Raw genomic sequence first — 22,817 nt, 5'->3', positions numbered from 1 at the left:
GTTCGCGCTGTATTGGGGAATTGGGGATTGGGAATTGGGGATTGGGGGTTGGGGATCTTTCGTTTCAATCCCTAATAGGGATTTATGTTGGTTTCAACCTTGATCGTCATTTTCATATTGTTTCCTCTTGCTTTTGTTTCAATCCCTAATAGGGATTTATGTTGGTTTCAACGTCGATCCCATGGACTGGAGGCTGTATTTCAGGGAGTTTCAATCCCTAATAGGGATTTATGTTGGTTTCAACCTTCGTGTGATTGCCTGGGAGCAGTACAGGGTGGAAGTTTCAATCCCTAATAGGGATTTATGTTGGTTTCAACCCGGGTAGTCAAAAAGACCGAACAGCAAACCATCGACCTTGAGTTTCAATCCCTAATAGGGATTTATGTTGGTTTCAACCCCATTCAATCTGTAGGAATTCTCATCTGCCCATTTGTTTCAATCCCTAATAGGGATTTATGTTGGTTTCAACAGAAAGCCCCTCACAGTCAGGTTTTATTAGAATAGGTGTTTCAATCCCTAATAGGGATTTATGTTGGTTTCAACTCGCAGCAAACGGTTATTATCTTGGGTCGTTTGCGATGTACGTTTCAATCCCTAATAGGGATTTATGTTGGTTTCAACCTAGAGATTGGTAAAATGTGGTTAGCAAGCCAACAAGTTTCAATCCCTAATAGGGATTTATGTTGGTTTCAACCGGATTTCATATCCGAGAGGCCGAGCGCTTTATGTTTCAATCCCTAATAGGGATTTATGTTGGTTTCAACGATCGAGCTGGCTACCACCAAAAAAGCCTCTTGGGTTTCAATCCCTAATAGGGATTTATGTTGGTTTCAACTCGAGCCAAACCAGGATAACACCGGATAAATTTTCATCCCAGTTTCAATCCCTAATAGGGATTTATGTTGGTTTCAACGCTCGCATACATTCCGGCACAATTTCATGATATCTGTTTCAATCCCTAATAGGGATTTATGTTGGTTTCAACATGGCTCGACCCGTCTGAATCCACTCCTGTTTGTTTCAATCCCTAATAGGGATTTATGTTGGTTTCAACGATAGTACGCTCGTAGCTCTCTTGAGTGGGTACGAGGTTTCAATCCCTAATAGGGATTTATGTTGGTTTCAACTCTGGATGGAGATTGCAGACCGAGATATTTACAACAAGTTTCAATCCCTAATAGGGATTTATGTTGGTTTCAACATCAATTGCTGTTTTGCCCAGTCCTTCGCTTGTTTGTTTCAATCCCTAATAGGGATTTATGTTGGTTTCAACTTTAACTACGGTGCGACAACAATGGAAGTATCGTCGATAATGTTTCAATCCCTAATAGGGATTTATGTTGGTTTCAACAGTTACGCCGGACTTTCCGGATAAGGCAATGGGGTTTCAATCCCTAATAGGGATTTATGTTGGTTTCAACTTGACTCAATTTGGCGGGATGCTCTTCACCGCCCCAGAGAGTTTCAATCCCTAATAGGGATTTATGTTGGTTTCAACGAGAGATTGATAGCTAGGTCACCCGTATATCGGCAATCGATAGTTTCAATCCCTAATAGGGATTTATGTTGGTTTCAACTCACTTCGACTATATGCTAAAGGAGAATGGGACAGAGTTTCAATCCCTAATAGGGATTTATGTTGGTTTCAACCGCAGGCTCCTGAGACCCTTACCCTATTTAGTTTTCAAGGTACATTTCCGACGCACACCCCTAATCATAGCTCACCCGCGGCCAAAAAGCAAGCAGAAATCCCTGAAACCCTTGCCCTGTATAGTCCGACGCTACCTTTAAAATCAAAAACGCTGCAAGGCAGACTGAGCAAGCGATACAGCCATTTTAGACCCAAGGGCGATTTCCACACCCCCCTAGCGTCGGATTTTAGGCAAAAAAGATAGAGTTATCGCGGTGTGATTCACCGCCGAGATACTCCTCCTCCAGCGCTTGTTTTACCTGAAAGACAACAGTAAACCAATCTCCCGGTTGGGTTTGCCGAAACAGGCGCACAGTAGGATACCAGGGACTATCCACCCGCAAAACCATCCACCGCCAATCACAACTAAAATGTAATAGTATCCAGGTGGGTTTGCCTAATGTAGCCGATAAGTGGGCGATCGCCGTATCCACCGTAATCACTATATCCAGTTGCCGGATGATCTGCGCCGTATCCAGAAAATCCTCACAGTCTGGATGAAAGGGATAGATAGAGGTTGACTCCAGTTGCTGGCAATGCTCACCTTCAGAACCTTCTTTTTGCAAACTATAAAACTGCACCTTTTGGCAATCCCACAAAGGCGCTAAATCAGACAAAGAACAGGAGCGCAGATAATTATTAGGATGCTCCCGGTTCCCTTGCCAAGCTAACCCCACTTTCCGTTTACCCGGCGTTTCTGGAAGGAGCAGATTAACCGGCAGATCCGGCAAAGGGAAGGGAAGGGGGGGCGGAATGGTTTGTAATGAAGTCTTGCTCAGGTAAGGCAAACTCATGAAAGAGGCATGTTCAGCAAAAGGGGGTAGCGTCTCTTCCCTAGTAACAATTTGTTCAACATAGGGCAAAGTAGCAAACAGACGCTTCAAAGGTGGGCGACATTCCAGGATAATTTTAGCGCCCTGTTCCTGCACCCAAGGAAGATAACGGATCATTTGGATCATATCCCCTAACCCTTGTTCGCTATAGAGCATCAAGGTTTTTCCCCCTAGGGCTTCCCCCTGCCAAGAGGGTTGAGTCAGATTACTAGCGCTGAACTCTTCCGTTTTCCAGCGCCATTCATACTCACTAAACCCTTGTTCGAGAAAACCGAGACTCAGCAGAGCAAAAGCCAGTCCAGTATAAGCTTTAGGTTCTTCGGGGTTCAATCTTAGGCATTTCTGATAAGCAAGGATAGCTTCGGCGATATGCCCCTGTTGGATCAGGGCATGGCCGAGAGTATAATAAGCTTCTGTATAGTTGGGATTAGCTTGGATAGCACGCTGATAATAGGCGATCGCCTCTTGACGACGGTTAAGGTTAATTCCAGCAACTTTTTCTTGCTCTTGTAGGGTATTGCCCAGATTCAGCAGCCCTTGGGCAAAATTAGGATTGAGGCTCAAGGCTTGCTGATAATAGGCAACGGCTCGATCGAAGTCCTGCCCCGCCTTATAGAGATTACCCAGATTATAGAAGCTTTCCACCTGATGGGGATCGATCGCGATCGCCTGCATATAAGCCGATTCCGCCTCTTCCACCCGATTTTGCTGATGGTAGAGTAACCCCAGATTGCTGTAAGCTCCGGCATGATTGGGTTGTAGCTCTAGCAGCCTTTGATAGCAGGCGATCGCCTCTTCTCTCTTCTGACTGGCATTCAAGGCATTTCCCAAATTAAACCGCGCCTCAACAAAATCGGGTTTCAGGGCGAGGGCTGTTTCATAACAGGCGATCGCCTCCTCTAACTTTCCCTGTCCCCGTGCTACCATCCCCAATAAACACAACACATTAGTATTCTCTGGTTCCTGCTGCAAAATCTGCCCATAAACCACTTCCGCTTGGGCATATTCTCCCTGTTGGTGATAGCCCAATCCTTGCTTTAATAATTCCTCAGTAGACATAAGATTGATTAACCATTTTCCGCGAGAATGAAACCGATCCAGCTTGCATACAGCGTTTCGCGCCCTCTGTGGGGGAGTGGGGGAGTGGGGGAGTGGGGGAGTGGGGGAATGGGGGAATGGGGGAATGGGGGAATGGGGGAATGGGGGAGTGGGGCAGATCTCGATCAACCCAAGAATAACTTATAGGCAGGATTATGATTTTCGTCCCAATAGCGATAGCCTAAAGTCTCTAAAAAAGCTTGCCATTCTGCCATTTCTTGGGGCGGTACTTGCATCCCAACGACAATGCGCCCATAGTCTGCACCATTATTGCGATAGTGGAAAAGGCTAATATTCCAGTTTGGACTCATGGAAGCGACAAACTTCATCAGCGCCCCAGGACGTTCGGGAAACTCAAAGCGGTATATTAATTCATGTTCAGCTAGGGGCGATCGCCCGCCCACCATATGCCGCAGATGCATTTTAGTTAGCTCATCATCGGTTAATTCTAGAGTCTTAAACCCCGTTTCCTCAAAGGTTTTAGCGATTTGGGCAGCATCTAAGCGATCTTTAATTTGCACGCCCACAAAGATATGGGCATAGCTGCGATCGGCGATCCGATAGTTAAATTCCGTGAGATTGCGCGTACCTAAACAGTCACAGAACCGGCGTAAACTGCCCGGTTTTTCCGGAATGGTGACGGCAAAGATGGCTTCTCGGCGTTCCCCAAATTCCGCTCGTTCCGCCACAAACCGGAGGCGATCGAAGTTCATATTCGCACCGCAGGCAATGGCAACGAGGGTTTGTCCTTGGATGTTTTCCCGCTCTACATAAGCTTTTGCTCCGGCGATCGCCAAAGCTCCCGCAGGCTCCACAATGGAGCGTGTATCTTCAAACACATCTTTGATCGCTGCACAAGTATCATCAGTCTCTACCAGAATAATTTCATCCACATATTGCTGACAGAGGCGGAAGGTTTCCTCACCCACTTCCCGCACCGCTACCCCATCGGCAAACAAGCCCACTTGCGGCAATCTCACCCGTTTTCCCGCTTTCAGGGATTGATTCATGGCATCCGAATCCACCGGCTCTACCCCAATAATCTTAGTTTCTGGATGCAGGCGTTTCACGTAGGCAGCAATGCCAGAAATGAGACCGCCCCCACCAATGGCGACAAAAATTGCATGGATGGGCTGTTGATATTGGCGTAAAATTTCCATACCAATCGTTCCCTGTCCAGCAATCACATCAGGATCATTAAAAGGATGAATAAATGTTAACCCCTTCTCGGCTCCCAGTTCGCGGGCATGGCCATAGGCTTCATCGTAGGTTTCACCGTATAATACCACCTCTCCACCGTGCGATCGCACCGCATCCACTTTCACCTGCGGTGTCGTTACCGGCATCACAATTAACGCACGGGTTCCCAAATGTCGCGCAGCCAGAGCCACACCCTGAGCATGATTCCCCGCCGAAGAAGCAATCACCCCCTGTGTCAACTGCTCTGGAGGCAATTTCGCCATCCGGTTATAAGCTCCCCGCAGCTTAAATGAAAATACCGATTGCATATCTTCCCGTTTGAGCAACAGCCGATTCCCCAGTCGCCGCGAAAGGTTGCTCGCCACTTCTAGGGGTGTTTCTTGGGCAACATCATAGACGCGAGCCGTGAGAATTTGGACGAGATAATCACAAAACATGGATCTGGGGAAGGGGGCGAAGAGCAAGGGGGGTAATATTTAATTATATCATCTTTCGAGCCTCTGGGCAAAATCGGCGATCGGACTCACGAGAAGTATTATATCAGTTGTAAAATTAGAGAAATGCTAGATTTGTGGTGTACTCACTCGTAAAAAAGAGTTATAATTTTTAAGGTAGCCTCAATTGTACCTATTTCCTATTACTGAAAATACAAGCAATTCTATGAAGCCTACTACCATTAAAGCAGAAGAATTGTTGTGGACATAGGAATAATCGCAGAAAACAATGATATCAAAACCACTTGCAGGAAAAATTGCCCTAGTTACCGGAGCCTCTCGCGGGTTAGGAAAAGGGATTGCCACCGGGTTAGCAGAAGCCGGGGCAACCGTTTATATTACCGGTAGAACGCTCCATGCTTCCTCAGAAGGAATGGGAAGTTTAGAAGAAACCCAAAAAGAACTCGCAGCAGTGGGTGGGGTAGGCATTCCGGTACAAGTGGATCATGGCGATGACGAGCAGGTGCGCCTGTTATTCGAGCGTATCGCTGATGAACAAAACGGACAATTAGATCTGTTGGTGAATAATGCCTATTCTGCGGTTTCCACCCTTCGAGAGACCTACCGTCAAGCCTTTTGGGAATTAGAACCCAACTTATGGGATCGGGTGAATCACGTAGGATTGCGGGGGCATTATATTACCAGTGTGTATGCTGCGCGGATGATGGTTCCCCGCAAACAGGGAGTGATTTGTACTCTGTCCTCTTGGGGAGGATTGTTTCCGGTATTTGGGGTGCTGTATGGGGTAGGCAAAACGGGCTGCGATCGCCTAGCCTTAGAATTAGCCTTAGAACTCAAACCCCATAACATTACCTCCCTCTCCATTTGGCCGGGAATCGTGGGTACAGAACAATTCATCCAATTTGCCCAAGAGCAAGCATCAGGTGGAACTTTGCCAGAGAGAGGTAACCCTTTTGCCGATGGTTTTAATTGGGAAACTCCCTTATTAACCGGTCGGGTAATTGCCTGTCTTGCTGCTGATTCTAACATCATAAAACGCACGGGAAAAGTCCAGATTGTCGCCGAACAAGCCCGACGCTATGGTGTTGTAGACCGAGCTGGAAATCAACCGGCATCTTTGCGTTCTTTACAGTTTATTTTGCCCATGGTTCTGCCCCAGTTACGTCCCTATTCCTCTTGGCTTCCGAGTCTCTATGTTCCCTGGTGGATGTTAGTTTCTGGCGTGCTGAAATCTCCACAAGTTTAATTCCCCCTTGGACTTCTCCCCTTTTGCAAGTTCGGTTTGAGTTGTTTGCCGATGGTTTAGCGGTGTTTTATCCCAATGGGGAACCGTTCAAAGATCCACAAGCAGCGATCGAGGAGTACGATCTTGGACTAAGTGACGAAAACTCCGTATCGATCCGAACGAACTCTGAAATTTTTGTTTAGAATGTGTGTAGCGATTCAGGATTGACCATTATGTGTTGGAATGGACAAGCTTCGGCAACATTAGCAACGTTAGGGTTTACAAGCACTCTATATATTGCCATCAAGGGCGAAGACAAGAAACTGTGGATGCCTCTGGCTTATTTTTCCCTGATGGAAATGCTACAGGCAGCCACATATATAGTCATCGATCAATGTGGTTTACCTCTAAACCAAGTCTTAACTCTACTGGGAAGCTTGCATATTGCATTCCAACCCTTTTTTGTGAATGCATTTTCCATGCATTTCATACCGGAATCAGTTTATAAGCAAATTCGTCCCTTTGTCTATGGAACCTGCTTCGTCGGTACAATCATGCTACTGCTGATGATTTACCCCTTTGAATGGGCAAATCGATGTGATATTGGCCATGTTCCATTTTGCAGCGAACACCTATGTTCAGTTTCTGGAAACTGGCACATTGCTTGGGGAGCGCCTCTTAACGATATAAAATGGCTTTATTTAGGGTATTTTATTCCCGTTTTTCTGGTTCCTGTCTTCTATGGTTCTTGGAAGTTTACTGTTTACCATATTATGGTGGGGCCAGTCCTGGCTCGGCTTCTAACCGATAATATTAATGAATGGCCCGCAGTTTGGTGTTTAATGTCGATTGGATTATTATTAGTCGTGATTAAAAGTCCTTTGCGAAAACTACTCTATATCCAAAACTGGATATTATGGAAGCCATTCAAGTTAGTTTTACCTGAAGATGAGCCTGAGCTTCAAGAGCAAATCTAGCTCGAAACCAGTTCAAACCGATCTACAACTAGGCAATTACCCCTCTTTTTTGGAGAAGGACAAAAGAGGGGTATCCAAAGTATTCAGGAGCGCGGGCATCTTGCCCGCTTCTTAACCCATTAATCGGACTGACTATGACTTTAAAATTTATATCAAATCCGAATAATCAGTTACACTATGTCATTGCGTTTACGAAGTGAACGGAACGCAGTGGAGTGAAGCAATCTCATAATCTCCCTAGTCTCGGCGATTGCTTCTCTGTGGTCACAATGACAAGTGTTTAAACGGATTTGATATTAGCAATTAACCCTTCTACCCGTTCCTTAATTTCCCCTCGCACTCGGCGAAAAGTCTCTAGGGGTTGACCGTCGGGGTCGTCGAGTTGCCAATCTTCAAAGATTTCTCGTAAAACCCAATCTTGGGGCAAATTAACCCCACAGCCACAGAGGGATATTACCACATCATAATCTTCTGCTTTGAATTCACTAATGGGATCGGAGGTTTGACCGGTAATATCAATGCCAATTTCTTGCATGACTTCAATGGCAGTAGGATGAACTCTGGAGGCTTCTAAACCACAACTGGTGACTTCAATTTTATCTTTACCTAGGGTGCGAGCAAATCCTTCTGCCATTTGGGAACGACAGGAGTTTCTTTTGCAGACAAACATGACTTTTTTCATGGAAATTAACCTCAAACTATCTCAAAGAATCAATACAGCGCGGATCGAGTAAAGTTGCTTTTTCTGGATTTCTCGGAAACCAAAAAGCTGTTTTCTTACAAACTTCTACTAATAGTAACATCACAGGCACTTCGATTAAGACTCCCACAACTGTAGCTAAAGAAGCTCCAGAATTAAGACCAAACAACATCACGGATGTGGCAATGGCTACCTCAAAGTGATTGCTTGCACCAATTAAAGCAGCAGGGGCAGCATCTTCGTAGGTAAGGTTTAATTTCAATCCGGCAACATAGGTAATTAAAAAGATAAAGTTGGTTTGAATAAGTAAGGGAACTGCAATTAATAAAATATGCAGGGGGTTATTGACAATCAGTTCTCCTTTAAAAGCAAAAAGTAAAATTAAAGTTAATAACAGAGCTGTTGTGGCAATGGGACTCAGATAGTGTAAAAAACGACGCTCAAACCAGTCTTTTCCTTTGTATTTGAAGATCCAATAACGACTATAAATTCCAGCCGCTAAAGGCAAACCTACATAAATTAAAACTGAAAAGACGATGGTTTGCCAAGGAACCACTAAATTATTGACTGAAAGCAGCCATTTTCCTAGGGGAGCATAGAGGAAAAGCATGGCTAATGAATTGACAGCAACCATAACTAGAGTATGCCCTTGATTGCTATAGGAAAGATATCCCCACATCAGCACCATTGCCGTACAAGGTGCAATTCCTAATAAGATGCACCCAGCAATATAGGAATTAGATAGGGTTACTTCTGAACCTCGAATAATCTCCGTTGAGTTTAATAGAGGTAAAAACAACCATCCTAAAAAGAATTGGGCAAAAACCAGCATTGTAAAGGGCTTTACTAGCCAATTAATAACTAATGTCAAAAGCACAGGTTTTGGACTTTTCGAGGCTTTCACGGCTTGGGAGAAATCTATTTTTACCATGATCGGATACATCATGAAAAATAGACAGATGGCAATGGGAATTGAAACATTATAGATACTCATCGAGTCCAATGCTTCTGCGACCCTAGGAAAGATACGCCCTAAGATGATACCCAGAATAATACAAAGAGCCACCCAAAGGGTGAGGTAAGCTTCAAAGATACTGAGCGTTCCTCCAGCTTTGACTGCCTTGGGGTTAACTTTATTCGTCATAGACTTTTCTTCCCTTTTATATTAATACTTAGCTTGCTTACGCAGCAGCTCGGAAATAGAGAGGCCAAATTGAGATCGACCTTCAAAAACCGTGCCAACTTCTCCCTTATTATACGTGACTTGGTTAATATGATAAGCCTCCTCTGGGAGAGGAACATAACCGACTTCTTGTGCAATTCCCGCCGCTTGTTCTAAATAGTAATAGACAAATTCCCTCATCGCTGGATTTTCTTGAGCCGAGGTCAGATTAATATAGATGAACAAGGGACGGGCGAGAGGATTATATTCACTTTTTTCCACTGTTTCTTGAGAAGGAAAAACTGGCCCATTACCACTATCGACACTCAGGGCTTTTAACTCGTCTTTATTTTGCTCGTAATAGGCTAATCCAAAATAACCCAAACTATTAACATCTGAGCTGATTTGTTGCTCAAGTAATGTATCATCTTCACTAGAAATATAATCACTGCGACTCGATCCCGCAGTTCCCATAACGGCCTCAGTAAAATAATCATAGGTTCCCGAATCTGTACCGGGGCCATATAATTTCAAAGGAACCTCGGGCCAAGAGGGTCGAATTTGATTCCATCGAGTGATTTTTTGCTGGGCTTCAGGTTGCCAAATTTGTTGCAGTTCATTGATTGTAATGTCTTCAACCCAAGTATTTTGGGGATTAACCACTACGGTGATTGCATCAAAGGCAATGGGCAGCTCAATATAAGATACTTTTCCCTGCTTACAGGCTTCCATTTCGGATACGCTAATCGGTCTAGAGGCATTATTAATATCAGTTTCTCCCGCACAAAATTTATCAAAACCTCCCCCGGTTCCAGAAAATCCTACCGTTACTTCTACTGGAACATTCTGACCTTGGTTAAAGCGGTCAGCAGCCGTTTTCGTAATTGGATAAACGGTACTAGAACCATCAATATTAATGGGTTGATAGGATTGAGGACTAGAGGGTTGACACCCATTGAGTAAAGCGGTAGACGCTAGAGCTAAGATGAAGAACCCGATGAATGGTTTGGCCGTTTTCAGAATGAATCGCATAATTTACCACTCTACCGTTAGAGACCCACTTGTTATCATTTCAAAAAATGGTCAAATGTCAAGTTAAGCTTTGGTTAAGTTCTCGTTAATTTTTATCCCCCCATAGAGTCAGAGAGAAAGCTTTTTGTAGCTATAAGGTTTCTAAAAAAGGAGGAATGGGACAATCTAAGAGAATAACGATCGTGCGTAAGATTTCTGCTTCTTCAATATTGACTTGATGATTAAATAAAACGGTATGGGCGCAAGCATCGACAATGGCTTGTTTTAGTTTAGGTGTGGTGTTTATCAGCCGTCTTAGACTGCGACGAATACTAATAATATTCGTGGGGATGAGTTGATTGGGAAGTATTTTTTTATCTGCCCCAGGAAGTCGTTGTAATCCAGATACAAAGGACTGAATTTGTTGCTGCTCATCCTGATGTCCAACTTCGGCTAAGGCGGATAAAACGATCAGGCAATCATTCCAAATTTCATGGATAGTGGTGGATGCAGTTTTGGGATTGCGAGGAGGATGGAAATAGGGGGCGAGACGATGAAGTAAAATGACTTGTAAGGTATATTCTGATAAGGATAATTTGCCGTCTGCATCAATTAAGGTTTGTACTTGTTCGCTCAGATGTTGATAAAGTTCAATGGATAAATTTCTGAGGACGGGAATGGTTAAGTCAATTAGGGGTAAACGGTAAGGAGGATTTAAGTCTTGAAAATAAGGAAAAATCTGCCAGAGATGATCGAGGAGTTCTGGGGGTTCGGTGGTTCTGAGGTGACTGATTTGGCGCTCCTGGACGGCTTTATCCTGTGTGTTTAATAATAGTCCATAAATGAGGGCTTGGGAACCTTGCTCAGATTTGATGGCTGTTTTAATGGCTTCTGGAAGTTGAGAAAGTAAGGATTGGGCATAGTTGAGATGGGCGCGATCGGTTGTGCCAATTTCAGTGATAATGGATTTAGGGTTGGCGTGGATGGTGGTATGTTGTAATTGGGTAATTTCTGGCGTTTCTGGAGTTTCTAAAGTTGCGGTAAGTGGTCTTGCGGGTAAGGAAATATCCTCGGATAATATGCCCGCCGGTAGATTTTCTAATCGTTCAATTCGTTCAGTTAGGGGTGGATGGGTGGCGAAGAAGTGGTGATTGAAGTTGCGGATGGCTTCGCCAAAAAATAAATGGCTGGCTTCTTCGGCTGTAGATGTTTTGATTTTTGAGCCATCTTTTACGTTGCCAATTTTACGCAGAGCGCCGGAAAGTCCAAGGGGATTGCGGGTAAATTGAACGGCGGAAGCATCGGCTAAAAATTCTCGCTGACGGGAGATGGCGCTTTTAATCATTCGCCCGCAAAGAAAGCCGATATATCCGATGGCTAAAAGGGCTAAACCCCCGATTTCTAACAAGCCTTGGTTTTTTCGGGTGGTGCGGGGTGAATTTTGAATGACTTCTAAGATCTTGCGCCCTAGGATGTGAATGAGTAAAATGCCTTGAATGACTCCGATCAGATATAAATTGAGTCGCATATCGCCGTAAATAATATGGCTAAATTCATGGGCAATTACGCCTTGAAGTTGATCGCGGGATAGTTCTTTTAGGCAGCCTTGGGTTACGCCGATGACGGCATCATTAATGGTAAATCCGGCGGCAAAGGCGTTAATGGCAGGTTCGCTATCGAGGATGTAGACGGGGGGAATGGAGGTTCCGGAGGCGATCGCCATTTCTTCGACGATATTCAGCAGTTGTTGCTCCAGAAGATCGGGGGTGTCGGGTTTAACCAAACGCCCGCCCAGACTGAAGGCTACGATTTTACCTCCAGCTCGCAATTGCAGGATTTTATGGCCGCTACCAAAGCCGACAATGAGCAATACAGCGAGGGTAATGAGAACTAAGAGTTCGGGTGAAATGAGCGATCGCCGGGTTTGCAGTTCCATGTAAACGGTGATCGCTACTACAGCATAAAGGGCGAAAATCATCCCCAAAATGGCGATCGCAAACAAGAAAATCAGATAAACCGTTTTCCGCCGTGCTTGCTCTTGATGCTCAAAAAAGTTCATCGTTTGCTAAAAAGAAATGGTAGGCACATTTTTCACATCGGGATCAGTTTCTTGTAGTAACTGTGCCGCCCGAAAATTGAACATACCGGCAATGATATTACTAGGAAAAACTTCGCGCTTCGTATTGTATAGTGTCACTCCATCATTAAACGCCTGACGAGCAAAAGCAATTTTATTTTCCGTCGATCGCAACTCTTCCATCAACTCACTCATATTCCGATCCGCCTTCAAATCTGGATACGCCTCCGCTAGGGCAAACAACCGCCCCAAAGAACCCGTCAGCACCGCCTCCGCATTGCCTAACGTCTGCATGGCGGCTGGATCGCCTGGATCTTGAGAAGCTTGGGAAGTAGCCGTTACTGCCGCATTCCTGGCTTGAATCACCGCATCTAACGTTTCCCGCTCATGCTTCATATACCCCTTCACCGCTTCCAGCAAATTAGGAATCAAATCATGACGACGGCGCAACTGCACATCAATTTGGGCGAAGGCATTCTGATAGCGATTGCGTAACTTAACCAAAGAATTATAGGACTCAATGATAATAGAAGCCACCAGGGCCACCAATGTCCCTAGAACGGCTAGGGTAAGGAGTATTTTTGCCATAAGATGAAAACCCTTTTAGATGGCATTATATCATCGATCGAATTCTCCAAATTCAAGCTCAGATTAATTCCTTGTCCTAGGAAGCTGATATCCTGAAAGATAACCTTTAAAAATGGGACTTTACTACGATGTTAATCCTCATGGAAGCTGGATCGTTTCCTCTCGCCTTTACTCTGGTTTATGTGGTGGGATTTATTGCTGCGGTAGTGATTGGTTCGATCGCCTGGTACAACTCTAAGCGTCCCGCAGGATGGGAAAATGCGGAAAAACCAGATTATATTCCCGACATGAATAAAGATAAAAAAGACTCTTAAGTAGATTCTTCCCTGAGTTGCAAGCGCACCATAAAAAAGCCATCCATCTGATGACGGTGGGGCCAAACCTTAATCCAGCCTTCAGGGGTGGATAAAGGGGCTAGGGGGGAGGGCGATAATGCTCCGCATCGCTGAAGCGATCGCGCTGGTGCAATACTCCACTGGGAATTCTGGTCTAAAAAGTTGCTGATCACCTGCTCATTTTCCTGGGGGTCGAGGGTACAAGTGGAGTAAACCAAACTTCCCCCCGGTTTCACCCAAGAGGCGGCTTTTGCCAGCAGTTCTTGCTGTAGCAGGGATAACTGCACGATGGACTCTGGGGACTGTCGCCACCGAGCATCGGCATGACGGTGGAGCGTGCCTAACCCAGAACAAGGGACATCTAGCAACACGCGATCGCCTTTTTTGTCAAAATCCCCAATCTCCCGCAGATCTCCCACACGGGTTTTAATGCTGTGTAAATCCAGACGTTGGGCATTTTGGATCGCCTTTTTCAACCGCGAATGTTGGCGATCGCATCCCCAAATTGTACCGCGATCGCCCATTAACTCCGCTAAATGAGTCGTTTTACCCCCAGGAGCAGCACAGCCATCAATCACCACCTCCCCCGGTTGTGGATCGACCAAATAGCCCACCAATTGGGCGCTACAATCTTGGATACTCCACCATCCTTGCTCAAAACCGGGCAACTGCTGCACCGCTCCCACTTTTTTCAATAATCGCAACCCTTGGGGAGAATAGGGTAAACGCTCCACCGGAATACCGGCCTCCTGAAACGCTGTTTCCACCTCTGCCACCGAAACTTTATGGATATTAACCCTTAGATCCAGAGTCGGAGGACGGTTAAACCACTCACATAACTGTTGAGTTTCCCCTTCTCCCAGTTGGGTTAACCATTGTTCCACGATCCAATCCGGGTAACTATGGAGAATCGCCAACCGTTGGGCGACTGGATCGGGTAACTTCAGGGGATCGCCCGGTGACCTCATATACTGCCGCAATACCCCATTCACCACCCCCGATAAACCCCGCAAACCATTATTTTTGGCCAACTCCACCGTCGTATGCACTACCGCAGGGGCTGGAATTTGATTCAGATAGCGCAGTTGATACAATCCCAGATGAAAGATCAACCGTAAATCTGCCGGTTGTTCCTCAATCGGTTTACGGGCAAACTGACCGATCAGCGCATCAAGCGATCGCCTCCGTCGCACCACCCCATAAACCAACTCCGTCACCAAACCCCGGTCTACCGTCGCCAATTTCGCCCCACTCAACCCCCGATTTAAGGCCACATCAGTATAAGTATCCTGGCGATCGATCTCCTTGAGAATGGAAAAGGCAACTTGACGAGCATTAGGGTTAAGCATGTAAACTTTTCTCAGACTGACCTTTTAATGATAGGGGTTAGAGGCGATCTTAGGGAAGTCATTGGTCAAAAATCAGAAAATCTTCAGCTCACTAGAGTCTCAATTTTAGCCTCTCCCATGGTCTATAATAATATTCAATTATCTCAATTCTTATCCCTCAATATGGAGTCAATCTCATGGTTCAAAAGATTGCCCTTTTTAATCATAAAGGTGGGGTCAGCAAAACCACCACCACATTTAATCTAGGTTGGATGCTGGCTGAGAAAGGGAAAACCGTCATTCTCGTTGATACCGATCCTCAATGTAACTTGACCGGCATGGTTTTGGGGGAAGGAACAGAAGAGAATCAACAGAGAATTGCTGCCATTTACCAAACCTCCTCCAATATCAAAACTGCTTTAGCTCCCGCTTTTGAATCACAGCCCAAACCCATTGAAGCGGTCGATTGTATTCCGGTGCAAGATCGAGAAAGATTATTTTTATTACCAGGTCATGTTGGCTTTGCTGAATATGAAGTAACGTTAGGCATTGCCCAAGAGCTAAGTGGCTCAATTCAAGCTCTGAAAAATTTACCCGGATCGATTACAGAGTTATTAAACAAGACGGCACAAAAGTATAAGGCTGATTATATTTTGATTGACATGAGTCCCAGTTTGGGACCGATCAATCAGAACCTACTGATGACCAGCGATTTTTTTATCATTCCCACAACAGCTGATTTCTTTTCCGTCATGGCAATTGATTCTTTAAGTAAGGTTTTACCTAAATGGTATAGTTGGGCTAAAACCGCCAGCTCCCTTCCCATTCTCAAAGAAGCGGTTTATCCATTTCCCGAAGTGAACCTGAAATTTTTAGGAATCATTGTCCAAAATTATCGCATTATTAGAGGTAAGGAAACGGCAGCTTTTCAAAACTGGATCGAAACAATAGAAGAAAGTGTTGCTCAAAAAATGATTCCAGTTTTAGCCCATAATCACATGATAGACTCAAGTTATATAAACAACACACAGAACAGTATTGTTCTGGCAAAAATTCCAGATTTTAATAGTTTGATTGCCTTATCTCAACAGCACCAAAAACCAGTTTATGCCTTAACATCCGAACAGCTAAAATCTGCCCTTTGGTATGGTCGGGTTTTGGAGAAAGCCCAAGAAAAACAGGATCAATTTAGAGCAACCTTTTCAGAATTAGCCGATCAAATTATTACTCGTACTTCTTCTGCCCATGCAATCAGCGCTTGATCAATTCCAGATTAGCATTGCCCGTGTTCGCGATTTGATTTCTATTCATAATTCTGTTAAAGCACAATCCACTGCTGCTCTAGATTTATCCGATATTTTGAGAGCAGCTTTAGTGTTATCTGTGAGTGCTTTAGACTATTATATTCATGAAGTCGTCACCCTAGGCATGATACAGATCCATCAAGGGCAACGTACTGAACCGCAAGTCCCACCAAATAGTTTCCATTCCCCCTTTTCCCGGTTTCAGGTATCCTTGGGTGGGGCACGACAAGAACGAATAATCCTCAACGATATTGCCTCTTGGTTAGAGAATGAAATCCAGCAAAGTCAAGGTTCATCATTTTTGCAGCAATCTCATACAGTATCGTCCTTACTGCCTATTCTATCGGATAGCCTAGTCAATAAACTGAATCGTAGCTCTTGGTTAGAAGATGAAACTAGGCAGAAACTCAGTTACCAAAGTTATCAGCAACCGGAAAAGATTGCTGATGCAATTCGACTAATTTCAGATAAAAAGCTATGGGATGAGGTGTCAGCTCTCTTAGGGCGATCGGCAAAAGATATCAAGCAACAACTGAGCTTAATTGTGGATCGGCGCAATAAAATTGCCCATGAAGCTGATATCGATCCGAGTTTTGGCATCGGGAATCGCTGGCCCATTAATGCCATAATGGTTAATGATGCAGTTGATTTTATTGAACAAGTCGTTGAAAGCATTCATCAAGTCCTTTAAGGCTTTCACCTAAATAACCGTATATGACACAAGGAGGTTAGAAACTAGAAACCCGGTTTCTCTCCACTCCCCGTTCCCTGTTTCCTATATAATTAACAGTAAATTTAACAGCATAAATAGCATGAGTCAGTCTTCTATTGGTATCGGCATTGTGGGCACAGGATTTGGGCAAAAAGTCCATATTCCTGCTTTTGAGCATCACCATCGCACTCAAATAATGGCAGTCTATCATCGCGATCTCGCTACCGCTCAAAAGATCGCCGCCCAACATCAGATTCCCCATGCTGTGGATACCGTGGAGGCGATCGCCAATTTACCAGAAGTAGATGCCGTTAGCATTTCTACCCCACCCTTCCTACACTACGAGATGGCGAAAACAGTTCTAAAGGCAAAAAAACATCTATTACTAGAAAAACCCACCACCCTATCCGTTGAATCAGCCCAAGAACTTTATCAATTGCAGGAGCTTCAAGGGGTAGTTGCTGCCATGGATTTTGAATTTCGCTTTGTCCCCGCCTGGCAACGGTTTCAAGAACTGCTTACTGATAACTATGTGGGTAAAAAACGGTTCATCAAAATTGATTGGCTCGCCCCCTCACGCTCCGATCCCAGTCGTCCTTGGAATTGGTATTCCCAAAAAGAGAAAGGCGGCGGCGCATTAGGAGCGATTGGTTCCCATACCTTTGACTATATTGCCTGGCTCTTTGGAGACATCAAGCGCCTATCCGCTCGCTTGAGTACCGCGATTGCCGAGCGCCGAGATCCGACAACGGGGGAACTCAAACCCGTAGATGCAGATGACACTTGTTTACTCATGCTCGAACTCGCTGATGGTACACCCTGTCAAGTCTCCCTCAGTTCCATCGCCTATCAAGGACGGGGGCATTGGGTGGAAGTTTATGGCGATCGCGCTACCCTAATTTTAGGCAGTGCCAATCAAAAAGACTATATCTATGGCTTTACCCTGCAAGGAGCCAAATTTGGCGAACCCTTGAACCCACTAGAAATTCCCCAACGGCTAGAATTTCCCCAAACCTACCCCGATGGACGCATTGCCGCCTTTATGCGCGTCGTTGATGCTTGGGTAGAAACCCTGGAAAACCCATCTGCTCCACCCACCGTGCCCACCCTGCGAGAAGGGGTATACTCCCAACTGTTAATGGACTTAACCCATCAATCCCATACCACCAACCATTGGGTTGAAGTTCCTCCCTTAGCCGATGTTATCTAATCTGAATCAACACTCCAGACTAAGAACTCACTTTCTTCTCCGTCACTAAACTTAAGCTTTGCCAAGCACCCTGGCGATCATAACTGCGAATTAACCGTAGGCGCTCCCTGGGGGAAATGAGCCACCCCACTTCTAAAAAGAAGGGTTTTCCAGATTCCACGTTAACGGGGCTGGTGGTTGACCCCCCGTCGGGAAGCAAGAGAACTTGTACCGGTTGGTATCTTCCCGTAAATTCTAATCTAGACCCCTCTAGGGTTGCCGTTGAGGTAAGCTTAAAATCATTACTGTTCAGGGTTTGAGTGATTTGATTGCCCTCTCGCGAGAGGGACAGAGTGCTTTGAGTGCGATCTGGGGGACGTAGGTCAGGATAGAGAGTCGTCACTTCTCCTTCCCAGGTTCCTAAGAGTTGATCGATGGTTAACGGAGGACGTTCGGGAAGGGTTGTTCCTCGGAGTTTTTCCCGAATCAGGGTAATTTGATCGAGGTAGCTTTTTTGATACAGAATCACGAAGCGGAGGCGGCGCTGTTGGTGGATAAAGCCAAATTCACCGCCAAAGGTGGCAAAAGGGTTATGGTGGGCACTGCCTTGGGAAAAATGCCCATCATCGAAGAAGAGAATATTGCGATGGAGAGATTTGTATTCAAGTTCGAGCATGGGGGGTGGAGTTTCCCCAGGGGGAAATCGCTGCACGGTTTGATAAACGGTTTGGTTATTATCTCTGCCTTCGAGGGTAACCACGGTGGGGGTATCTTTTTCCAGGATGCCCAGGGGCGAGAATTGGGTAAAGGAACCGTCCCAAATGCCGAGGTTTTCTAAGAGGTTTTGCCACTGCGATCGCATAATTCCAGATAGAGTTATTTTTAAGGGATTGGTGTTACATTCCTACAAACTTGGGGAAGTTCTGCCCCATCCACACAAGCTTGTTCTGCCATGGCTGCGGCTACTGCGTCAAATACAGGCGTTGCCCATTGGGCAGCCCTCTCCCAAGATCCAACTTTAGCAAGAATTTCCCTGGCTTGGGCCACTTCTAGGATCGCAACATGGGGATTATATTCGGCTGCCCGCTCAATGAGGGGATGCCAAGCCAGGGCATGACCCTCGCGATCGCTTTTTCCTCCCCTTACTCTCGGCCCGATGTTGCGTAAACCTTGCTGTTGATAGAAGGGTTGCAGCTTGGCTTGAATACGATTTTCCCATTGGCGATCGCGCGGATGCAAGCCAGTCACTAACATTTGTGCCCCCGGAAAGGGATTGGCTTCACTGACAACATGGGCATCGGCGGTTAAAATTAGGGTCTGCACATTGCGGTTGCCTTTATGGACACCAGCGATATAGTGTTCTAAAGCTTGAAACCCGTCGAGATTTTCCCCATACATTTGAATGGTGGGAACCAGGACATAAAATCCAAGGGCGGTTAACCGTTGATAAAGTTCATTAGCGGTCACCGTATTCCAATAGAGTCCCACATGGTAATCATCAACTTTGGCTCCCGGTTGCATGGAGTTAGCGGTATACTGAATCGGTAAAATGGCGATCGGGCGGTTGGTGTTGATGCGAATGGGGGCAACATCGGCATGAGTCCAGTTTTTACCCGTGTAGTTATATCGCACCCGATAAATACCTTGCCCGGCTTCAAAGGCATAGTTGCGCCCATCCTCAACCAGGGTGAATTCGGGAGTTAGTGCGAAGGTTCGGGTTTGGGCGGGTGGGGTGAGTCCAGAGGATAGGCTTAAAACTAATGCCATGCCCAAGGTTTTGGATAAGACACTCATAAAATTCGTTCTTCATCGATCCTTAAGGTAACCATCATACCCTGCCTGCTCTGCCCTAAAATAGGATCATCTCTTTCCTCAGTGCTACCCATCCTTCTATCATGGTTTCAGTTCATCCTCAAATTGAGTATCCAGAAAGCGACGGGTTACCCTTGGCTGATAATACGATCCAGTTTCGCTACATTACCACCATTCAAGGCGGTCTAGATGCCCTGTATGCTAATGACCCTAATGTGTTTATCGCGGGAGACTTGCTTTGGTATCCTGTCGAAGGAGATAATCAAACTCGTGTGGCTCCGGATGTAATGGTGGCATTTGGTAGACCTAAAGGCGATCGCGGTTCCTATCGACAATGGGAAGAAAATAATATCGCGCCTCAAGTGGTATTTGAAATTGCTTCGCCAAGTAACACGCTCAAAGAATTAGAAGAGAAAAAGCTGAAGTTTTATAACCGTTATGGAGTCCAGGAATATTATCTGTTTGACCCAGAGCGAGTCAAGCTCAAAGGATGGATGCGTCAACAACAGGGTAATTTACTTCCTATAGCATCCATGCAAAATTGGGTCAGTCCCCTGTTAAATGTGCGGTTTGTGCTAACAGAAGCAGGAGAATTGCAACTGTATCGTCCTACGGGTGAGAGGTTTGCGACTTATGTAGAGGCGATCGCACGGGTAGAAAATACCCTGCTAGAACTCGAACAAAAAGACCTAGAACTCGAACAAAAAGACTTAGAACTCGAACAAAAGGAGGAAGAGATTGAACAAAAGGAGGAAGAGATTGAACAGCTCAAGCAAGCCCAGCGTCAGGCGATCGCCCCCTTAGCAGCAATGGGACTCGATGCAGAGGCGATCGCCCAAATCTTATCCTTACCCGTCGAGACCGTACAAGACAATCTCTCCTAAAAAAATGCTAGATTCAACCCATTGTCCCATGGGCAAAGCGAAGAGCTAACCCTTAGAGCGATCGCCGATCCATTCGCTCAATTTTGGGCAAGAGTTGAGAATACTGGTTAATATTCACCCGATCCGTAGAATTAAGGCTGGCTTGTTGCAGTTGAGTGAGTAAAGTCTTGCTTTGTAGGAGCAGTTGGCGAATATCTAATCCTGCATAGTCCGGTTGATAGCGACTCAAGCGGCCGATCCCTTCACCGAGTAAAATCATCGCTCCCCGTAAATTTTGATTGCCCAGATGATAAATGCCGACAGCCAGTTGTAAGATACCTTGATAAAAGGTGCGTTCTGGTTCCGAGGCTTCAAGCCAAATGGCTTCTAGGGTATCGTGACAGGCATAAAATTCCTGTTGATTAAATTGTTCAATGCCTTGCCAAAATTCAGGGGGCAGACGATCAGACATAGGCTTTAGCTTCTACGATAGGTCTTCAGATTCTTCTTGATCGAGATATTCTTGAATCTCTTCTAGATTATTATGATTATGACTTGAGGCGATCGCCATCGAACAAGACCAACTACTCGGTAACATGGCTGGCCATCCTTTGCGAATCGCTTCCGGACAAATAGCATGAATCGTCAATTGACAATCAATCATCTGTACCCCAGTTTTCGAGGCTTGTTTTAAGCTGTGCTTAAGAATCGCATCATTCTTAAACTCTAGGGTCTGGTTGCACTGAACACAGACAATGTGATGATGATGATGGGGGTAGGGATGATTCAATTCGTAGTGTTTATGACCTTCTGCCAGTTCCAATTCCCGAATAATCCCCATCCTGGCCATCAGTTTGACCGTGCGATAAATCGTCGATAGGCTAATCCGCTCACCCCTCTGTTTCAGCAGATCGTGGAGTTCTTCGGCGCTCAGATGATTTCCCCTAGGAAGATTCTGAAAAACATGCAGAATCGTTTCCCTCTGGGGGGTTAAGCGCCAACCTTTAGCATTCAGTTCAGCCTTGAGAGAGGTGGGAGTATATAGAGACATGGGGGATTCTCAACAATAGTGCTGTTTTCAAAATTATAAAGCGCGAATTACTGATTTGCAAAAAAACAATTTTATTGAGAATTATTCCAGTTTATCAACCCTCAAGAGTCCCCGTATCATCAAACAAGGGACTCCTCAATGGTTCTAAGCGCTTTTCACCTCGTCTTGGGATTCCGGTAAAGTCAGGATTTCTACGCCATTCTCCGTAACGGCGATCGTATGTTCAAACTGGGCCGAGAGCTTGCCATCTTTGGTCACTGCCGTCCAATTATCCTCTAAAACCTGCGCTTCATAAGTGCCTTCATTAATCATCGGCTCAATAGTAAACACCATCCCCTTACGCAACCGTTTCCCCTTACCCCTTACCCCATAATGGGGAACCTGGGGAGCTGTATGAAACTCACGATTAATCCCATGACCGACAAAATCGCGCACCACGGAAAAGCCATGACCTTCTGCATACTCTTGAATCGCTGCGCCAATATCCCCAATTCTGCCACCCGGTTTTACCGCAGCAATCCCGCGCATCATACATTCATAGGTCACTTCCACCAACTGTTTAGCTACCGGTGAAGGAGTTCCCACAAAAAACGTCCGTGATGTATCCCCATAATAGCCATCCAGAATCGGAGTCACATCGATATTAATAATATCCCCATCTTTGAGTTTTTGTTTGCTGTTGGGGATACCGTGACAAATCACCTCATTCACACTGGTACAAATGGATTTAGGAAACCCATGATATCCCAAAGGCGCACTGATAGCGCCATGTTCGCGAGTCCAGCGTTCAGCTTCATCATTTAATTCTAAAGTGGTTACTCCCGGTTGCACCATGGGCGCTAAGTGATCCAGTAATTGACTGGCTAAGATTCCGGCTTGGCGCATTTTGTCAATTTCGCGCCGCGATAATAATACGATTGTTTCGCTTCCCATGTTTCTAAGATCTCAAAGGTCATCAAGCTCTTCACTCTTTATCTATGATACGGGAATGGGGAATGGGGAATGGGGGAATGGGGAATGGGGAGATGGGGAGATGGGGAGATGGGGAGATGGGGAGATGGGGAGATGGGGAGATGGGGAGATGGGGAGATGGGGAGTGGCGTGTTTATAACTAGAGAGTAGGAGGTCAATTATGAGAATTATGTTAAAAAATGTCAAATTGTTACGAACTTTACTGTTTTTTGTTTTTCTTTATAATCCTGAGCTA

The 22,817-nt window shown here is 45.5% G+C and carries 21 protein-coding genes and 1 CRISPR repeat array; of the genes, 8 read left to right on the top strand and 13 right to left on the bottom strand.

Translation table 11 applies throughout. From position 1 onward, the window contains the following. Positions 1–61: 61 nt before the first annotated feature. Positions 62–1,650: direct repeats of the CRISPR family, unit length 37 nt; unit sequence GTTTCAATCCCTAATAGGGATTTATGTTGGTTTCAAC. Positions 1,651–1,878: 228 nt separating this feature from the next. Together AC3FZD_RS15630 and ilvA are read right to left on the bottom strand one after the other, a co-directional pair. Then, the gene (locus tag AC3FZD_RS15630) at positions 1,879–3,582 is read right to left on the bottom strand and encodes a tetratricopeptide repeat protein (RefSeq protein ID WP_488736924.1); all 1,704 of its coding nucleotides are present in this window, start codon (positions 3,580–3,582) and stop codon (positions 1,879–1,881) included. A gap of 164 nt (positions 3,583–3,746) precedes the next feature. Next, positions 3,747–5,258 (bottom strand): threonine ammonia-lyase, biosynthetic, encoded by a 1,512-nt coding sequence (ilvA, locus tag AC3FZD_RS15625; RefSeq protein ID WP_488736923.1) that lies wholly within the window; start codon positions 5,256–5,258, stop codon positions 3,747–3,749. A gap of 286 nt (positions 5,259–5,544) precedes the next feature. On the opposite strand from ilvA, the gene AC3FZD_RS15620 reads away from it, so the two are divergent. Genes AC3FZD_RS15620 through AC3FZD_RS15610 form a run of 3 tightly spaced genes read left to right on the top strand, consistent with a single transcriptional unit; the run spans position 5,545 to position 7,478 of the window. After that, positions 5,545–6,522 carry an SDR family NAD(P)-dependent oxidoreductase gene (locus AC3FZD_RS15620; RefSeq protein WP_488736922.1) on the top strand — a complete coding sequence of 326 codons (978 nt, stop codon included), beginning with the start codon at positions 5,545–5,547 and terminating at the stop codon, positions 6,520–6,522. A 23-nt stretch (positions 6,523–6,545) separates the two neighbouring features. Then, complete coding sequence (locus AC3FZD_RS15615) at positions 6,546–6,704, top strand: hypothetical protein (RefSeq protein ID WP_488736921.1); 159 nt, start codon at positions 6,546–6,548, stop codon at positions 6,702–6,704. Between the two features lie 30 nt (positions 6,705–6,734). Then, positions 6,735–7,478 carry a DUF5765 domain-containing protein gene (locus tag AC3FZD_RS15610; protein ID WP_488736920.1) on the top strand — a complete coding sequence of 248 codons (744 nt, stop codon included), beginning with the start codon at positions 6,735–6,737 and terminating at the stop codon, positions 7,476–7,478. Positions 7,479–7,758: 280 nt separating this feature from the next. On the opposite strand, the gene arsC is transcribed toward AC3FZD_RS15610, so the two are convergent. From arsC to AC3FZD_RS15585, 5 genes are all read right to left on the bottom strand, one after another. Next, entirely contained in the window at positions 7,759–8,160 is a 402-nt protein-coding gene (arsC, locus tag AC3FZD_RS15605) for an arsenate reductase, glutathione/glutaredoxin type (RefSeq protein WP_488736919.1), read from the bottom strand. Between the two features lie 16 nt (positions 8,161–8,176). Next, positions 8,177–9,322 (bottom strand): ACR3 family arsenite efflux transporter, encoded by a 1,146-nt coding sequence (gene arsB, locus AC3FZD_RS15600; RefSeq protein ID WP_488736918.1) that lies wholly within the window; start codon positions 9,320–9,322, stop codon positions 8,177–8,179. 21 nt (positions 9,323–9,343) lie between these two features. Beyond that, positions 9,344–10,372, bottom strand: coding sequence for a PstS family phosphate ABC transporter substrate-binding protein (locus AC3FZD_RS15595; protein ID WP_488736917.1), 1,029 nt, complete (start codon positions 10,370–10,372; stop codon positions 9,344–9,346). 130 nt (positions 10,373–10,502) lie between these two features. After that, positions 10,503–12,410 (bottom strand): M48 family metallopeptidase, encoded by a 1,908-nt coding sequence (locus tag AC3FZD_RS15590; protein WP_488736916.1) that lies wholly within the window; start codon positions 12,408–12,410, stop codon positions 10,503–10,505. Positions 12,411–12,416: 6 nt separating this feature from the next. Beyond that, positions 12,417–13,016: a LemA family protein gene (locus AC3FZD_RS15585; RefSeq protein ID WP_488736915.1), complete on the bottom strand. Its 600-nt coding sequence runs from the start codon at positions 13,014–13,016 to the stop codon at positions 12,417–12,419. A gap of 128 nt (positions 13,017–13,144) precedes the next feature. Between AC3FZD_RS15585 and psb35 the strand changes: the two genes are divergently transcribed. Continuing rightward, on the top strand, positions 13,145–13,330 hold the full coding sequence (gene psb35 / locus AC3FZD_RS15580) for a photosystem II assembly protein Psb35 (RefSeq protein ID WP_488736914.1): 186 nt from the start codon (positions 13,145–13,147) through the stop codon (positions 13,328–13,330). Here the strand turns inward: psb35 and AC3FZD_RS15575 are convergent. After that, positions 13,327–14,700, bottom strand: a complete 1,374-nt coding sequence (locus tag AC3FZD_RS15575) for a 16S rRNA (cytosine(967)-C(5))-methyltransferase (protein ID WP_488736913.1) — start codon at positions 14,698–14,700, stop codon at positions 13,327–13,329. The two genes, psb35 and AC3FZD_RS15575, sit on opposite strands and share 4 nt — an antisense overlap. Before the next feature lie 176 nt (positions 14,701–14,876). Here AC3FZD_RS15575 and AC3FZD_RS15570 point away from each other — a divergent pair, with 176 nt between their 5' ends. The 3 genes from AC3FZD_RS15570 to AC3FZD_RS15560 all read left to right on the top strand — a co-directional run bounded on the left by AC3FZD_RS15570 (position 14,877) and on the right by AC3FZD_RS15560 (position 17,905). Further along, complete coding sequence (locus AC3FZD_RS15570) at positions 14,877–15,941, top strand: ParA family protein (RefSeq protein ID WP_488736912.1); 1,065 nt, start codon at positions 14,877–14,879, stop codon at positions 15,939–15,941. Beyond that, positions 15,925–16,674: a HEPN domain-containing protein gene (locus AC3FZD_RS15565; protein WP_488736911.1), complete on the top strand. Its 750-nt coding sequence runs from the start codon at positions 15,925–15,927 to the stop codon at positions 16,672–16,674. Before AC3FZD_RS15570 ends, AC3FZD_RS15565 begins: the two co-directional genes overlap by 17 nt. A 121-nt stretch (positions 16,675–16,795) precedes the next feature. Continuing rightward, entirely contained in the window at positions 16,796–17,905 is a 1,110-nt protein-coding gene (locus AC3FZD_RS15560) for a Gfo/Idh/MocA family protein (protein WP_488736910.1), read from the top strand. 19 nt (positions 17,906–17,924) lie between these two features. Here AC3FZD_RS15560 and AC3FZD_RS15555 read toward each other — a convergent pair whose 3' ends face one another. Next, positions 17,925–18,746 (bottom strand): DUF3598 family protein, encoded by an 822-nt coding sequence (locus AC3FZD_RS15555; protein ID WP_488736909.1) that lies wholly within the window; start codon positions 18,744–18,746, stop codon positions 17,925–17,927. A gap of 20 nt (positions 18,747–18,766) precedes the next feature. Beyond that, on the bottom strand, positions 18,767–19,678 hold the full coding sequence (locus AC3FZD_RS15550) for a hypothetical protein (protein WP_488736908.1): 912 nt from the start codon (positions 19,676–19,678) through the stop codon (positions 18,767–18,769). A gap of 101 nt (positions 19,679–19,779) precedes the next feature. On the opposite strand from AC3FZD_RS15550, the gene AC3FZD_RS15545 reads away from it, so the two are divergent. Continuing rightward, positions 19,780–20,580 (top strand): Uma2 family endonuclease, encoded by an 801-nt coding sequence (locus tag AC3FZD_RS15545; protein ID WP_488736907.1) that lies wholly within the window; start codon positions 19,780–19,782, stop codon positions 20,578–20,580. A 52-nt stretch (positions 20,581–20,632) separates the two neighbouring features. Here the strand turns inward: AC3FZD_RS15545 and AC3FZD_RS15540 are convergent, their stop codons facing one another. From AC3FZD_RS15540 to map, 3 genes are all read right to left on the bottom strand, one after another. Continuing rightward, positions 20,633–21,031, bottom strand: a complete 399-nt coding sequence (locus AC3FZD_RS15540; RefSeq protein WP_488736906.1) for a DUF309 domain-containing protein — start codon at positions 21,029–21,031, stop codon at positions 20,633–20,635. Positions 21,032–21,043: 12 nt separating this feature from the next. Next, a complete protein-coding gene (locus tag AC3FZD_RS15535) occupies positions 21,044–21,610 on the bottom strand; it encodes a Fur family transcriptional regulator (RefSeq protein WP_488736905.1) in 567 nt (188 codons plus the stop codon). 144 nt (positions 21,611–21,754) lie between these two features. Next, positions 21,755–22,543, bottom strand: a complete 789-nt coding sequence (map, locus tag AC3FZD_RS15530; protein WP_488736904.1) for a type I methionyl aminopeptidase — start codon at positions 22,541–22,543, stop codon at positions 21,755–21,757. Positions 22,544–22,817 lie beyond the last annotated feature (274 nt).

This window comes from Roseofilum sp. KMC-1 (assembly GCF_057802075.1).
This window is presented reverse-complemented; position numbering and strand designations above follow the sequence as displayed.

Bases quoted from the DNA above. Each gene is read 5' to 3' on its own strand.
- AC3FZD_RS15630 (WP_488736924.1), bottom strand. From the start codon at position 3,582: ATGTCTACTGAGGAATTATTAAAGCAAGGATTGGGCTATCACCAACAG.
- ilvA (WP_488736923.1), bottom strand. From the start codon at position 5,258: ATGTTTTGTGATTATCTCGTCCAAATTCTCACGGCTCGCGTCTATGAT.
- AC3FZD_RS15620 (WP_488736922.1), top strand. From the start codon at position 5,545: ATGATATCAAAACCACTTGCAGGAAAAATTGCCCTAGTTACCGGAGCC.
- AC3FZD_RS15610 (WP_488736920.1), top strand. From the start codon at position 6,735: ATGTGTTGGAATGGACAAGCTTCGGCAACATTAGCAACGTTAGGGTTT.
- arsC (WP_488736919.1), bottom strand. From the start codon at position 8,160: ATGAAAAAAGTCATGTTTGTCTGCAAAAGAAACTCCTGTCGTTCCCAA.
- arsB (WP_488736918.1), bottom strand. From the start codon at position 9,322: ATGACGAATAAAGTTAACCCCAAGGCAGTCAAAGCTGGAGGAACGCTC.
- AC3FZD_RS15595 (WP_488736917.1), bottom strand. From the start codon at position 10,372: ATGCGATTCATTCTGAAAACGGCCAAACCATTCATCGGGTTCTTCATC.
- AC3FZD_RS15590 (WP_488736916.1), bottom strand. From the start codon at position 12,410: ATGAACTTTTTTGAGCATCAAGAGCAAGCACGGCGGAAAACGGTTTAT.
- AC3FZD_RS15585 (WP_488736915.1), bottom strand. From the start codon at position 13,016: ATGGCAAAAATACTCCTTACCCTAGCCGTTCTAGGGACATTGGTGGCC.
- psb35 (WP_488736914.1), top strand. From the start codon at position 13,145: ATGTTAATCCTCATGGAAGCTGGATCGTTTCCTCTCGCCTTTACTCTG.
- AC3FZD_RS15575 (WP_488736913.1), bottom strand. From the start codon at position 14,700: ATGCTTAACCCTAATGCTCGTCAAGTTGCCTTTTCCATTCTCAAGGAG.
- AC3FZD_RS15570 (WP_488736912.1), top strand. From the start codon at position 14,877: ATGGTTCAAAAGATTGCCCTTTTTAATCATAAAGGTGGGGTCAGCAAA.
- AC3FZD_RS15565 (WP_488736911.1), top strand. From the start codon at position 15,925: ATGCAATCAGCGCTTGATCAATTCCAGATTAGCATTGCCCGTGTTCGC.
- AC3FZD_RS15560 (WP_488736910.1), top strand. From the start codon at position 16,796: ATGAGTCAGTCTTCTATTGGTATCGGCATTGTGGGCACAGGATTTGGG.
- AC3FZD_RS15555 (WP_488736909.1), bottom strand. From the start codon at position 18,746: ATGCGATCGCAGTGGCAAAACCTCTTAGAAAACCTCGGCATTTGGGAC.
- AC3FZD_RS15550 (WP_488736908.1), bottom strand. From the start codon at position 19,678: ATGAGTGTCTTATCCAAAACCTTGGGCATGGCATTAGTTTTAAGCCTA.
- AC3FZD_RS15545 (WP_488736907.1), top strand. From the start codon at position 19,780: ATGGTTTCAGTTCATCCTCAAATTGAGTATCCAGAAAGCGACGGGTTA.
- AC3FZD_RS15540 (WP_488736906.1), bottom strand. From the start codon at position 21,031: ATGTCTGATCGTCTGCCCCCTGAATTTTGGCAAGGCATTGAACAATTT.
- AC3FZD_RS15535 (WP_488736905.1), bottom strand. From the start codon at position 21,610: ATGTCTCTATATACTCCCACCTCTCTCAAGGCTGAACTGAATGCTAAA.
- map (WP_488736904.1), bottom strand. From the start codon at position 22,543: ATGGGAAGCGAAACAATCGTATTATTATCGCGGCGCGAAATTGACAAA.